General features: G+C 42.0%; 11 protein-coding genes. 1 reads left to right on the top strand and 10 read right to left on the bottom strand.

Annotated features, from left to right (window positions below):
* Nucleotides 1-353: 353 nt before the first annotated feature.
* The 10 genes from lpxK to seqA form a co-directional block, all read right to left on the bottom strand.
* On the bottom strand, nucleotides 354-1,328 hold the full coding sequence (gene lpxK, locus JK188_RS11510; RefSeq protein WP_211885126.1) for a tetraacyldisaccharide 4'-kinase: 975 nt from the start codon (nucleotides 1,326-1,328) through the stop codon (nucleotides 354-356).
* The gene (msbA, locus tag JK188_RS11505) at nucleotides 1,321-3,069 is read right to left on the bottom strand and encodes a lipid A ABC transporter ATP-binding protein/permease MsbA (RefSeq protein ID WP_036951762.1); all 1,749 of its coding nucleotides are present in this window, start codon (nucleotides 3,067-3,069) and stop codon (nucleotides 1,321-1,323) included. The genes lpxK and msbA overlap by 8 nt, the downstream gene beginning before the upstream one ends.
* 35 nt (nucleotides 3,070-3,104) lie before the next feature.
* On the bottom strand, nucleotides 3,105-5,417 hold the full coding sequence (locus JK188_RS11500) for a DNA internalization-related competence protein ComEC/Rec2 (protein WP_211885125.1): 2,313 nt from the start codon (nucleotides 5,415-5,417) through the stop codon (nucleotides 3,105-3,107).
* A gap of 293 nt (nucleotides 5,418-5,710) precedes the next feature.
* The gene (ihfB, locus tag JK188_RS11495) at nucleotides 5,711-5,998 is read right to left on the bottom strand and encodes an integration host factor subunit beta (protein WP_006657810.1); all 288 of its coding nucleotides are present in this window, start codon (nucleotides 5,996-5,998) and stop codon (nucleotides 5,711-5,713) included.
* 54 nt (nucleotides 5,999-6,052) lie between these two features.
* Nucleotides 6,053-7,726 carry a 30S ribosomal protein S1 gene (gene rpsA, locus JK188_RS11490; RefSeq protein ID WP_006662163.1) on the bottom strand — a complete coding sequence of 558 codons (1,674 nt, stop codon included), beginning with the start codon at nucleotides 7,724-7,726 and terminating at the stop codon, nucleotides 6,053-6,055.
* Nucleotides 7,727-7,899: 173 nt separating this feature from the next.
* The gene (gene cmk / locus JK188_RS11485) at nucleotides 7,900-8,583 is read right to left on the bottom strand and encodes a (d)CMP kinase (protein ID WP_036951769.1); all 684 of its coding nucleotides are present in this window, start codon (nucleotides 8,581-8,583) and stop codon (nucleotides 7,900-7,902) included.
* Between the two features lie 190 nt (nucleotides 8,584-8,773).
* On the bottom strand, nucleotides 8,774-10,051 hold the full coding sequence (gene aroA, locus JK188_RS11480; RefSeq protein WP_132494482.1) for a 3-phosphoshikimate 1-carboxyvinyltransferase: 1,278 nt from the start codon (nucleotides 10,049-10,051) through the stop codon (nucleotides 8,774-8,776).
* 108 nt (nucleotides 10,052-10,159) lie between these two features.
* The gene (gene serC, locus JK188_RS11475; protein ID WP_211885124.1) at nucleotides 10,160-11,248 is read right to left on the bottom strand and encodes a 3-phosphoserine/phosphohydroxythreonine transaminase; all 1,089 of its coding nucleotides are present in this window, start codon (nucleotides 11,246-11,248) and stop codon (nucleotides 10,160-10,162) included.
* A 292-nt stretch (nucleotides 11,249-11,540) separates the two neighbouring features.
* A complete protein-coding gene (pgm, locus tag JK188_RS11470; protein ID WP_211885122.1) occupies nucleotides 11,541-13,175 on the bottom strand; it encodes a phosphoglucomutase (alpha-D-glucose-1,6-bisphosphate-dependent) in 1,635 nt (544 codons plus the stop codon).
* Nucleotides 13,176-13,287: 112 nt separating this feature from the next.
* Entirely contained in the window at nucleotides 13,288-13,836 is a 549-nt protein-coding gene (gene seqA, locus JK188_RS11465; protein ID WP_154604253.1) for a replication initiation negative regulator SeqA, read from the bottom strand.
* Nucleotides 13,837-14,058: 222 nt separating this feature from the next.
* Between seqA and ybfF the strand changes: the two genes are divergently transcribed.
* Complete coding sequence (gene ybfF, locus JK188_RS11460) at nucleotides 14,059-14,835, top strand: esterase (RefSeq protein ID WP_036951782.1); 777 nt, start codon at nucleotides 14,059-14,061, stop codon at nucleotides 14,833-14,835.
* Nucleotides 14,836-14,943 lie beyond the last annotated feature (108 nt).

The following is a 14,943-nucleotide window of genomic DNA, read 5'->3' as shown; positions in this document are numbered from 1 at the left end:
ATTCTGAACTATCTATTCAAGCCAATCTATTAACATAATTAAGAGTAATTAACTTAACCAATTTATGCATCAAATGTTTATGCATATCTTATAACGACCCAAGTGTAGGTTTCAGGCACCACACATTTACCGTGAACTTAACAGTCTATTTTGACATTATGATGACAACACGAAATAGTAGAGTAAGTAGTGTCTTGCGAGGATAAGTGACTAACTCAAGAACGGGTCGTAAAATTAAAGCTAGCAAATAATCCACTTATTAATGTATTGCAACTTGGTACATAATAAGTAGATCTGCATCACATTGCAGGTATTATTATCTGAAATTAATCCTAAAAGCAAGCTGTTTTATTTCAGATAAGTGATTTTATTTCACTTAAGATTCGTTTTTCGCCTATTTTATCAAAATTCGCTTCCACAGGAAGATACCACCAATTGTCCTGTGCAAAGGAATGACATTTGACCGCATCCTTTTCAGTCATTAGCAAATTTTGACTTGTCTCTGCTAAAGGGGCGAGTTGCTGCTGGCTATAAGCTTGATGATCAGAAAATGCATGGGTATTAATGAGCGTTAATCCCTTGCTTTCTAAAGAAGAGAAAAAACGAGGTGGATGACCTATTCCCGCCATCGCAACCACATTGTTAAGCTCAGTGACTGCGCATTTTTCGCCTGTAGCTAAGTTCACTGCCATTTCCCCTTCTAGGGACATCAGTGTTTCATTTGGGTTAGGAATACCACCATTTACAATCAAGGCATTCACTGTTTTTAATCGCCCTGCACGTTCACGCATTGGCCCAGCGGGTAACCACCAGCCATTACCAAAACGACGCTGCCCATCAATGACAACGATTTCATAGTCACGTTGCAATGCGTAATGCTGTAAACCATCGTCTGTAACAATAATATCTAATTGATAGTTATCGAGTAATGCTTTAATGGCATCACTACGTTTTGGTGCCACTGCAACAGGCGCATGAGTACGATGATAAATCAAAACTGGCTCATCCCCTGCAACTGCCGTCGTTGTTGTTTGATCTAACACTAGTGGATAATGGTCAGATTGACCTCCATACCCACGAGAAACAACCCCAACACTAACACCTTGTTTCATGAGCGATTCAACTAGCCAAATAACCACAGGGGTCTTTCCATTTCCCCCTGCAGTTAAATTCCCCACAACCACAACAGGTACAGGAGCTTTCCATGAGCGAAGTAATCCGGTTTTATAGCCGATATGACGCACTAACGTTATCAATCCATACAGGAAGGATAACGGAAGCAACAAAATATAGAGCCATGATTTACCGGACCAAATTCGCTCAATCATTCTTAAATTGGATCCTATGCAATTGTGCGTATGCCCCATTTTTCGCTAATAGCGTTGAGTGGTCACCACGTTCAATGATATGCCCATCTTGTACAACCAATATTTGATCCGCATTTTCAATAGTGGATAAACGGTGAGCAATAACTAATGAAGTTCTATTCTTCTGTAATTCATCTAACGCAGCTTGAATTGCACGCTCTGATTCAGTATCCAGAGCGGATGTTGCTTCATCTAAAATCAAGATTGGCGCATCACGTAATAATGCACGAGCAATTGCAATACGCTGGCGTTGACCACCGGAAAGCATCACACCATTTTCACCAATCATCGTATCTAAGCCATTATCCAGCTTTTGTATAAAGTCCATGGCGTAAGCCATTTCAGCGGCTTTTTCAATTTCTGCTCGGCTATATCGCCCGTCTGTCGCATAGGCAATATTATTTGCAACAGTATCGTTGAATAAATATACGTGCTGGGAAACCAGAGCCACTTGGCTACGCAATGACTCTAAGGTGTAATCACGAATATCATGCCCATCAATACGGATACTGCCCTTATCGATATCATAGAAGCGGGTAATTAAGTTAGCGATGGTCGATTTACCTGAACCCGAGCGCCCCACTAAAGCAACGGATTTGCCTGCAGGAAGCGTAAAAGAAACATCCTCTAGTGCAGGGTGTTCTTTGGTTTGATAAGTAAACGTGACTGAGTCGAACTCAATATCACCTTTCACTTGAGTCAGAACTTTCGTTCCTTCATCCTTCTCTTTTTCAGTATCTAAAATCGCAAATAACGTTTGGCAAGCTGCCATTCCACGCTGGAATTGCGCATTAACGTTAGTTAGAGACTTAAGTGGGCGCATTAACGCAAACATGGACGAGAAAACAACACCTATCGTACCTGGTGATAATTGCTCTTTAATTTCAGGGAAACTTGCTGCGTACAAAACAAACGCTAATGCAAAAGAGGCAATCATCTGAACAATAGGATCAGAAATAGCTGAGGCGCTAACCATCTTCATATTTTGACGGCGCATATTATTGCTGACTTTATCAAAACGTTCAGTTTCGACTTTCTGCCCACCAAAAATGAGGACTTCTTTATGCCCTTTAAGCATCTGCTCAGCGCTAGTCGTCACATGTCCCATACCCGTTTGCATGTTTTTGCTAATTTTACGAAAACGCTTAGAAACTACGCGGATGGTGATAGAGACGACAGGAGCAATAGCAATCAAAATCAACGACAATTGCCAGCTGTTATAAAACATAATACCAAATAACGCGATGATATAAGTTCCTTCGCGAATAATGGTAATGAGAGCACCAGATGCCGAAGATGCAACCTGCTCTGAATCATAGGTAATACGCGATAATAAAGTCCCTGTGGATTGCTGGTCAAAATAGCTCACCGGCATTCCCATCATATGACCAAATAATTTGCGGCGCATACTCATCACTACTTTTCCTGACACCCAAGAAACGCAGTATGTAGAGACGAAACTTGAAGATCCACGCACGATCATCAAGCCCAAAATTGCCAACGGTAACCACTTCAATGTGTTGTTATCCGCTTTACCAAAACCGTCATCTAATAATGGTTTCAATAAAGAAATCATAAACGCATCACCTGCGGCGTTGATGATAAGAGCAATTGCTGCAACAACTAATCCAATTTTAAAAGGCGCAATGGTTGGCCATAGGCGCTTAAATGTTTGCTTTGTCGATAGGTCTTGATCATTCATGCTTTTATTACCAGACTTAATGTAAGCGCACTATTCTACAAGGGAAATTGGCGATCACCAAACCACAGATGATACCAACGTGGATTAATTTCTTTTCTGTAACGCAAAATTTCCATTTTTTCTTTTTTAAAACATATTGTTACCTGCCCCTCCTCCGCCGTATTTAGCCACTGAATATTCTTTTTAGCATAGCGCAAATAGACTTTATCTGATGGTATTTTCCATGGGCTATATCTCGCAGAGGAAACTAGTGCCAACGTTGGCTGTACTTTTCGTATAAATAACGGTGTAGAAGATGTATTACTCCCATGATGAGGAACAAATAAAATATCCGCTTTGAGCTGCCCATCATTTTGTAATACTAGCTTTTTTTCACCTTGTTTTTCCAAATCACCCGTAAGCAATAGTCGCCGATGCCCATCACTAACCTGAATTACACAAGAGTCATTATTGTGCGATATCTCAGCTAATTTCTCGGGCCACAATACTTCGAACCTTAACATTCCCCATTGCCAACGTTGTCCTTGATAACAAGGAAGATGATTGAGCTGACCAAAACTGCTACGTAGATTTAACCATGGATATGCTTCAATTAAATCGGAGATACCACCAGTATGATCAAGGTGATTGTGACTTAAAATTACGTTAATAGGCGTGATTTGATGATGCTTTAAGAAAGGGATAATTTGCCGTTTAGCGTTGCTTCCATCACGCCAGCGGTTTCCCGTATCATATAAAATCCCTTGTTGATTTTGCACCATAACCACAGCAAGCCCATGCCCAATATCCAACATGGTTAAGCACCAGTCATGCTCTTCGTGCTGGCTTTGGCTCTTAGTGAAAAATAATAAAAAACCAATGCAACTTAATAAACCAAGGTAATTTTTATACCAACCAAATAATATAATAAAAGCAAATACCCAACAAAAAAACACGGTGTAAATAGACATTGTGTTAATTTCAGTCCAAAACCCGCTTAAATATGTCAGCGGCCTTAGCCCAAACTCAAGGATATTATCTATTAATCCGAAAGCAACATTATGCCAAGCGCTAAGAGGCAACAATAGCGTGCTAAAAATAACGGGTACTACTACCCAAGTAATAAGAGGCACAAACCATAAGTTTGCAAATAAGCTCATGACATTAATGCCGTTAAACAACAATACTTGAATAGGTATTAGTAAAATCAATAAACCAATTTGCAGATGAATTAGTGGCACTATTTTTCCCATGATTGGATGACAACTCAACGTAGACGAAATGGGAAAAACACGAAACCAATACAGAATAGCTAACACAGCAAAGCTTGATAACCAAAAGCTATCGGAAAGGATGGCAAGAGGATCAAACAATAAAATCCCAGCAATACTCCATAACGCCCATTGCCACGGAAAACAGAAAAATGGCTGCTTACGAACATAAATCCAAAGTAGCAATGCAAATACAGCGCGAGTTGCTGGAATCGCAAAATTCGACAACCAAGCATAGAGTAAGGCAAATATAACGCCTGAAAATAATGGTAAATTCTCACCTATCCATTTAACAGGTAAGAAAAATTGCAATAAGCGAGCGCATAAGTAACCAATTAAATAGGCGATTCCAATATGCAATCCAGAGATTGCGATCAAGTGTGTCAATCCTGTTGATTGCAATAATTGTATATGTTCGACAGAAAGCCTTCCTCTTTCCCCAAACATTAACGCATAAATAATTCCATGATTTTGTCGTGTCGAAAGTATTTCGTCGAACTGGTCAATAATTTTTTGCCGTAGAGAACATTGCTGACCAACTTGTACTGCTTGTTTGACTTTTAGTGTACCGATGACTCGTTGAGCAATGAAATGCCTTTGCAGATCAAATCCGCCCTCATTCAGAGAAGCATGAACAGGATTTAGCTTGCCAACAACCCGCCATTGCTGCCCTGCACAGACTTTTTCATGATTATTTTGTTTTAAATTCCATGAAGCATAGAGCGGAGGAAAAATTCGTATTCCATCGACTCTGTCTATTCTCGCTCTCTTTTTAGCATCATCCTGATTGAGTGGAATGCTAACAATCGTAATATCCCATTGCCGATGAGCACTACTTAGAAAGTCGATTTTCTTTCGCACTTCAACACCATGCCAGCAAGCCCAAAGGAACCCCGCTCCCATTAATGCCAAAAATCGAATGCGCTTATTGCGCCAAATAATAACCAAAGTGACTAGCAGAATAATACCGACCACTAAATAGTGACTAGAACTAGGAATATTTTGCAAGAAAAGTAGCGGTAACGTACCGATAATCAGTGCAATAGAGGCTTCTATATAAGAGAGCGTATTTTGGTAATACTGGCTATAGTTTCCCATTGACCTTAAACCTACCCACGATTATTTCTGTGCAGATAAGTTAAAGGCATCCACTGGGATTCAATAACCCTGTAAGTAAAAATTTAAAGCGTGATTCCAAAATAATGTGTAATGCAAAAGAATTAAAAATTGAGCTGCGAAGCGCTTCGCAAAAATAGCCACAAATGATGGATTAATTAAGGTGCTCGAGAGAAATATAGGGAAAATTGAAAGGGGAGATTGCAGAAATAAAAAAAACAGCGCTATATCAATATAGGCGCTGTTTTATAGTAATAATTAAGATTTACAGTCGATTATTGGCCGTAAATATTTACACGGTCGCGTAACTCTTTACCTGGTTTAAAGTGGGGAACATATTTACCTTCCAGTTCCACTTTATCACCTGTTTTTGGGTTACGGCCAACGCGTGGAGCACGGTAGTGAAGAGAAAAACTGCCGAATCCACGGACTTCAATACGCTCGCCTTCAGCTAACGTATCAGCCATATGCTCAAGTATTTCCTTTACAGCTTCCTCAACGGTTTTCGCTGAAAGATGAGACTGCTGGCTAGCCAGTCTTTCAATTAATTCAGACTTGGTCATAGTACCTCCCTAAACTACCGATACAAAGGGGTAACCGAAGTTACCCCCACTTAATTATTCGCCTTTAGCTGCTTTGAAAGCTTCAGCCATTGCATTGTTGCCGAATGCAGTATCTTCTTGCTTGTTCACAGCTGCGACAGCGTCTTTCTCATCAGCTTCGTCTTTAGCGCGAACAGACAGGTTGATTACACGGTTTTTACGGTCAACACCAGTGTATTTAGCTTCAACATCATCACCAACGTTCAGAACCAGAGTTGCATCTTCAACACGGTCACGTGAAGCTTCTGATGCACGCAGGTAACCTTCAACGCCCAGAGTCAGCTCTACAGTTGCACCTTTAGCATCAACTGCGATTACTTTACCAGTAACGATTGCGCCTTTCTTGGTTGCTGCCAGGTAGTTGTTGAATGGATCTTCAGCTAACTGTTTAACGCCCAGAGAGATACGCTCACGCTCTGCGTCGACTTGCAGAACAACAGCTGCGATTTCGTCGCCTTTTTTGTAGTCACGAACTGCTTCTTCGCCTGCAACGTTCCAGGAGATGTCAGACAGGTGAACCAGGCCATCGATGCCGCCGTCCAGACCAATGAAGATACCGAAGTCAGTGATTGACTTGATCTTACCTTCAACACGGTCGCCTTTGTTGTGAGTCTCAGCAAATTGCTGCCATGGGTTAGATTTGCATTGTTTCAGGCCTAAAGAGATACGACGACGTTCTTCATCGATATCCAGAACCATAACTTCAACAACATCACCAACGTTAACAACTTTAGATGGGTGGATGTTTTTGTTAGTCCAATCCATTTCTGAAACGTGAACCAGACCTTCAACGCCTTCTTCGATTTCTACGAAGCAACCGTAATCAGTCAGGTTAGTAACGCGACCAGTCAGTTTAGTACCTTCTGGGTAACGTTTAGCGATTGCGACCCAAGGATCTTCGCCCAGTTGTTTCAGACCCAGAGAAACACGAGTGCGCTCACGGTCGAATTTCAGAACTTTAACATTGATTTCATCACCAACGTTGACGATTTCGCTTGGGTGTTTAACACGTTTCCAAGCCATGTCAGTGATGTGCAGCAGGCCGTCAACACCGCCCAGATCAACGAATGCACCGTAGTCAGTAAGGTTCTTAACGATACCTTTAACTTCCATGCCTTCTTGCAGATTTTCCAGCAGTTGATCGCGCTCAGCGCTGCTTTCAGATTCAATTACAGCACGACGAGAAACAACAACGTTGTTGCGTTTCTGATCCAGCTTGATTACTTTGAACTCAAGCTCTTTGCCTTCCAAGTGCGTAGTATCACGAACTGGGCGTACATCTACCAGTGAACCTGGTAAGAAAGCACGAATGCCGTTCAGTTCTACAGTGAAACCACCTTTAACTTTACCGTTGATAACACCAGTTACAGTTTCAGCTTCTTCGTAAGCTTTTTCCAGCATCAGCCATGCTTCATGACGTTTAGCTTTCTCACGAGACAGAATAGTTTCACCGAAACCATCTTCTACTGCATCCAGAGCTACATCGATTTCGTCGCCAACTTGGATTTCCAGCTCACCCTGAGCATTTTTGAACTGTTCTACTGGGATAGCAGATTCTGATTTAAGACCTGCGTCTACCAGGACTACGTCTTTATCGATAGCAACTACTGTACCGCGTACAATAGAACCAGGACGAGTTTCAATATTCTGCAGGGATTCTTCAAAGAGTTGAGCAAAAGATTCAGTCATATTAATGATCTTCAAGTGTCTTATATTAACGTCCATCTAGCATCCCGCCAAATGGGGTTGTTTCACATACCCCACAACATTCCTTGTCGCAAGGTTTTAACCATGTTAGAAAATAACCAGCATGGAGGTAATTGCGTATATTATCTAATTATAAGCTAAAATAAAGCCTATTATCACGATAATTGTAGAATTTTTTTCGCGTAGGTGCGTGCTTTTTCAATAACTTCCTCAATAGACATACTTGTGGAATCCAGCACTAACGCATCTTTAGCGGCAATAAGAGGAGCAACCGGACGGTTACGATCCCGATAATCGCGCTCTTGAATTTCGGTCAAAAGTCGCTCAAAGTTAACATCAAACCCTTTCTCCTGCAACTGCTTCATCCGGCGATGAGCTCGCTCCTCGGCGGAGGCATCCAGAAAAATTTTCACTGGCGCATCAGGAAAAACTACCGTACCCATATCACGGCCATCAGCGATTAAACCGGGCATCATTCTAAATGCTCGCTGGCGTCTTAACAGTGCTTCTCGCACGCGTGGGAACGTGGCTGTTTGAGATGCGGTGTTCCCGACGGTTTCTTGCCTAATTTCATTAGACACATCTTCACCTTCGAGAATAACTTTTAAACGATTTTCTTCAGGTACAAAACGCACATCTAAATTTGCAGCTAAAGGCACTAAAGCATCTTCAGATTGAATATCGACGTGGTGATGCAGAGCCGCTAACGCTAATACGCGGTAAATCGCACCAGAGTCTAATAATTGCCATCCAAATTCATTTGCTAATGCTTGGCAAAGAGTACCCTTACCCGCTCCGCTTGGTCCATCAACGGTGATTACAGGGGCGATAGCCACCATAAAAAATCTCCTTTCCTGCAAATAGCTTCAGCTACCCGCAATTAAAATCTGTGGGAGTATTATACCTACTCATCGATATTGTGAAATACGCAGGTGAGTTTGTTACAAATAAAAATAGATGAAGGTAAGGAAAATGAAAGGAAAAAATTGGTTGATAACACATTGATGTTAATCAACCAATCCAATTCAGTTAGTGACTTAATCGTGCGAGTTGCTGGAAATAATCAGGGAAAGTTTTTGCTGTACAACCCGGATCTAGAATCGTCACAGGGGTATCGGAAAGCGCTACCAATGAGAAGCACATCGCAATACGATGGTCATTATAGGTTTCGATTTCAGCGTGTTTTATCTGGGCTGGTGGTACAACACGGATAAAATCATGCCCTTCTTCTACTTCCGCGCCCACTTTACGCAGTTCGGTCGCCATTGCATATAAGCGATCTGTTTCTTTTACTCGCCAGTTATAAATATTACGAATAACTGTCTCGCCCTTTGCAAATAGAGCGACCGTTCCGATAGTCATCGCTGCATCGGGAATAGCGTTCATATCCATATCAATGCCGTTCAGAGTGCCACGCTCACATTCAACGTAATCATCCCCCCAGCGGATAATTGCGCCCATTTTTTCCAAAACGTTAGCGAATTTCGTATCACCCTGTAAGCTGTTGCGACCTATCCCAGTGACTCGAACGACGCCACCTTTAATCGCTGCTGCTGCAAGGAAATAGGAAGCGGAAGACGCATCCCCCTCGACAAGGTACTCACCCGGGGATACATACTGCTGCTGACCTTTAATCACAAATTTTTGGTATTGATGATTTTCAACATCCACACCAAAGGTTTTCATTAATGCCAGCGTAATGTCGATATACGGCTTGGAAACCAAATCACCCGCAATAGTAATTACCGTGTCCTGTGAAGCTAAAGGCGCTGCCATTAGTAATGCGGTTAAAAATTGGCTAGAAACCGAGCCATCTACGGAAATATTCCCACCAACAAAGCCACCGTTTAAGCGCATCGGAGGGTAATTTTCTTGTTCAAGATAATCAATATCAGCACCACCTTCTCTTAAAGCATCAACTAAGTGACCAATTGGGCGCTCTTTCATTCTAGGCTCGCCTGTCAGCACAATATTATTTGCGCATAATGACAGTGCTGCTGTTAATGGACGCATCGCTGTGCCCGCATTACCTAAAAAGATCTCAAGCTCACCTTGATGAGATAAACAGCCATTTATCCCTTCAACTTGGCAACGAGTTTTATCTTCAGATAATTGATATTTAACACCTAGTAGGCTTAATGCATTCAGCATATGGCGAATATCATCACTGTCTAATAAGTTAGTCAGTACTGTGGTACCTTTTGCCATGGCGGCTAATAGAAGTGCGCGGTTGGAGACACTTTTTGATCCCGGCAGATTAATGGTGCCATTAATTGAAGAAATTGGTTGTAATGTCAGGGATTGCATGAAAAGTGATTTCTCCGATGTGATTTGCTACTTTTTTATCGTTATTTAAATTAATAAGCCGACTCGTTCTTCCTGAGCAAATCGGCTTGACTACTAGTACATCATAAATTAGGCATGATGGCGTTCAAAATCAGCCATAAAGTCGACTAACGCCTGAACACCCGCCAACGGCATCGCATTGTAAATAGATGCACGCATTCCGCCAGAAACCTTGTGGCCTTTTAGTGATAATAACCCTTGGTTTTTAGCATCTTCGATAAATGTTGCATCCAGTGCAGGGTTTTGCATTTGGAATGGTACGTTCATCCAAGAGCGGTTTTCTACCGCGACGCGGTTAATATAGAATTCACTGTCATCAATTGCGCTATACAGTAACTGTGATTTTTCATAGTTACGTTTTGCAATTTCCTGCAATCCGCCTTGCTCTTTTAACCATTTGAAAACCATACCCGCTAAATACCAAGCAAAAGTTGGCGGAGTATTGAACATGGATTCATATTGCGCAAGTACCGTGTAATCGAAAACAGATGGCGTTTGAGGTGAAGCTTTGCCTAGTAGGTCTTCACGAATGATAACCAGCGTTAAACCTGCTGGACCAATATTTTTCTGTGCACCGGCATAAATCACACCATAGCGACTTACATCGATAGGTTTAGATAAAATCGCAGATGAATAGTCAGCAACAATAATTTTGTCCGCAGGGAAATCAGGCTCTTCATGGATAGCTAAGCCACCAATGGTTTCATTCGGGCAATAATGAACATAGGCTGCATCTTTGCTTAATGGCCATTCGCTCATTGGTTTGATGCTGACAACACCGTTATTTTCTTGAACGACATCAATCACATTCGGTGTGCAATATTTTGCAGCTTCTTTCGCCGCAGATTCCGACCAATAGCCACTGACAATGTAGTCAGCTGTCGTTTTATCGCCTAACAGGTTCATTGGCAGTGTGGCAAAGTGAGCACGAGCACCACCATGACAGAATAAAACTTTATAGTTATCAGGGATATTTAATAAGTCGCGTAAATCTTGTTCTGCTTCTTTCGCAACTTCAATAAAATCCTTCCCGCGATGGCTCACTTCCATCACAGAAACCCCTAAACCTTTCCAGTTACAAAATTCTTGCTCTGCACGGCGCATGACTTCAATGGGTAACATTGCCGGCCCTGCGCTAAAATTATAAACCTGACTCATTGACCTTACCTACCTTCAATATTGTTAGTTAACATCACTCAGATACCTAAAGTTGTATCATTCCGTGCCACTAGCTGCAACGGTTATTACGTATCGATGACAAAAACAAAAGGTCAAATTTGAAGGGTAAAAAAAGAAAACAATTTTGTTAATAGCGTCACAGAATCAGCTACCGCAATTTTATGAAGTAATGTGTGCTAAAAAGGGGATAAAATCTCGAATCTGCTTTATTTTGTAGTCGGGGATTTAATGATGAAAAGCGGGCGATTACCACCCGCTTTAAAGACAATAATTAGCTAATGACTTTACTGACGATTTCAATCGCTTCTTTCTCAATCAAGTGAAGATGTTCTTCACCACGGAAGCTTTCACAGTAAATTTTGTAGGCTTCTTCAGTACCTGATGGGCGAGCGGCAAACCAACCATAGTCAGTCATGATTTTTAACCCACCAATTGATGCACCGTTGCCCGGAGCCGCCGTTAAACGCTGAGTGATTTTATCACCCGCTAATGTGTCCGCTGATACCATTTCTGGTGATAATTTGCTTAACTTAGCTTTCTGCTCGTGGGTCGCTTTCGCTTGGATACGACTGTAGATTGGAGCACCAAATTTTTCAGCAAGTTTATTATAACGCTGCTGAGGATTTTCCCCTGTTACGGCTGTAATTTCTGCAGCCAGTAGGCATAAAATAATGCCGTCTTTATCCGTCGACCACGGCGTGCCATCAAATTTTAAAAATGAAGCGCCAGCACTCTCTTCACCACCAAAACCAAGGCTGCCGTTAAATAAACCATCCACAAACCATTTAAAACCGACAGGCACTTCAATGAGTTCACGGCCAATATCATTAACAACACGGTCAATCATGGCGCTGGAAACTAACGTTTTACCTACAGCAACTTCTTTGCCCCATTGAGGGCGGTGTTGGAATAGATAATCAATAGCAACAGCAAGATAGTGGTTAGGATTCATTAACCCGCTTGGGGTGACAATACCGTGGCGATCATAATCTGGATCGTTCGCAAACGCTAAATCAAACTTTTCCTTCATGCCCAGCAAGCCTGCCATCGCCCAACGGGATGAACAGTCCATGCGGATCACACCATCGTGGTCTAATGGCATAAAGCGGAATGTTTGGTCTAGCTGGTCATTAACAATTTCAATATCTAATTGATAATACTCTGCAATTTTTTTCCAGTATTCAATACCGGAACCACCCAGAGGGTCGACACCGATTTTTAACCCTGACTTTTGGATAGCTTGCATATCCACCACTTCACCGAGCGCGCGAACGTATGGCATCACCAGATCTTGTTCTGTGACAAAACCGCTGGCCATGGCATCAGCAAAATCTAAGCACTTCACGCCATCCAGATCGGCTGCAAGTAACTGATTAGCATTCTGTTCAATAACCGAGGTTAAATCTGTATCTGCAGGACCACCGTTAGCTGGATTATATTTAATCCCGCCATCTTCTGGTGGGTTATGGGATGGTGTGATTACGATGCCATCAGCAACGTCTTGATGTGCTTTGTTATAGCTTAAAATCGCGTGGGAGATAGCCGGCGTTGGGGTAAAACCGTTATCTTCTTGAACAATAACATGAACTTGGTTAGCGGCTAATACTTCAATCACCGACATAAAGGCGGCTTCTGACAGCGCATGGGTATCTTTACCCACATAACAAGGCCCTGTTACCCCTTGCTGCTTACGCAGATCCGCTATCGCTTGAGCGATTGCCAGAATGTGGTTTTCATTAAAGTTTTTACGCAGTGAGCTACCACGATGCCCAGATGTCCCAAACTTAACAGCCTGAGAAGACACATCGGGATCTGGCTGTTGGGTATAATATTGAGCCGTTAACTGAGCAACGTTAATCAAATCACTTTGAAATGGAAGCTGCCCTGCTCGTTCATGAATTGCCACTTGTTATCTCCCAAAGCACTGATGCTTAGCGTGAAACACCAGTGACTTCACAATGTTTAGATGACTATCGAGATTAGATAGTATTACTAAGGTTAAATTGTATTTACCAAAGTTAAATCGTATTGCCAACTTTTTCGATGACATTCGCAGGGAAGTTCATCTCTTGCATAATCGCATCAATCATACTGCGCTTGCGATTGGTATTGGTGTTAGTGATCACCCAATACGGCGTGCCGGGTATATGGCGAGGTTTTGATTGCTTGCCCGCGGCCAGTAATGTTTGCTCATCACCCGCAAAATAAACACGGGTACGACCATGCATGGATTCTGTTGCGCTCTCAAAGCTTTTCGCATCTAAGCTATATAGCGTTGAAAGAATTAGCATAAAGCGATCAATCGCCTTATTTTTCTCTGCATAAGCATCAGATAATAATAATTCTCTGATCACTCTCACAGGGTTTTGAGCAACCACCTTGGTATTCATCACCGGCGCATCTTGCGGTGCTAACGGTGCTACACTCACTTCTTTTGCGGGTACTGGCTGCTGCGCGGATTTGAAATTTAGCATACGGCGTAAAATATCCGATGCACTTTCACCGATATGCTGTGTGTGACTTGCAATATAGCGGTAAAGCTCTTCATCAACTTCTATCGTTTTCATTTTTTCCCAGTACTTTCTTAATCTAAAATTCGCGCCAGATTATAAGCCAGATTTAAAAAAAACAAAACAATTAAAATTTCAATAACTTAAAACAAACAACGAGTTAAGTTTCATGGGATTTCAGTAGGTTACCTTGTTATGATTATACAGATTTGGTTTTTTGGCATCACCATGCCATGATAAGTCTTCAATCTGACAAACAACATCAATCGTAGTCCAAATATGACCGAATTACTCAATTATACAATCCATAAACCTGAAAATCCGATCACCGTCACCCCCGTCGTTTTGATCCATGGACTCTTTGGTGACCTGAATAATTTAGGTGTTTTAGGTCGTGACTTACAAAACTATTTCGATACTATTCAAATCGATGTACGCAATCATGGTGACTCATTTCGTTCTGACGAAATGGAATACCAACAGATGGCCGAAGATGTGATTTCACTCGTAAAATCCCTTGGTTACGACAATGCCATTCTTATTGGACATTCTATGGGTGGAAAAATTGCCATGGCTGCCAGTGAAATAGCACCTGATTTCATCGAAAAAATTGTGGCCATCGATATCGCACCTGTCGCTTACAACGTTCGCCGCCATGACGAAATTATTGCAGCGCTAGAAGCAACAACTCAAGCGCACGCTAAAACCCGTCAAGAGGCTAGCGGCATTATGCGCAAATTCATTCCCGAAGAAGGTGTCATTCAATTCTTACTAAAATCCTTTAAACAAGGTGAGTGGAAATTCAACCTTTCGGCAATCAAAGCTAACTATGAAAAGATCATCGGGTGGAAAACAGTGCCTGCATGGGATAAACCCGTGTTACTGATCCCCGGCGGAAACTCACCCTATGTGCAAGCCGAGTACCGCGACAGCATTGCAGCTCAGTTTCCTCAAGCCAAAGCTTGGGTGGTTGCTGATGCTGGGCATTGGGTTCATGCCGAAAAGCCGGAGCATGTACTACGAGCGATTCACCGATTTTTAGCTATTCACGACTAATCTATCCGCCTTGACTCCTACAATCCTGATATTGAATATTCAAATCTTCAATATCAGGATAAAAGACATCCACTAAATATATTCATATTCAAATAATAAGACGAACTT

The sequence above is a fragment of the Providencia sp. JGM181 genome, from assembly GCF_018257375.1.
Taxonomy (GTDB): domain Bacteria; phylum Pseudomonadota; class Gammaproteobacteria; order Enterobacterales; family Enterobacteriaceae; genus Providencia; species Providencia lanzhouensis.
This window is presented reverse-complemented; position numbering and strand designations above follow the sequence as displayed.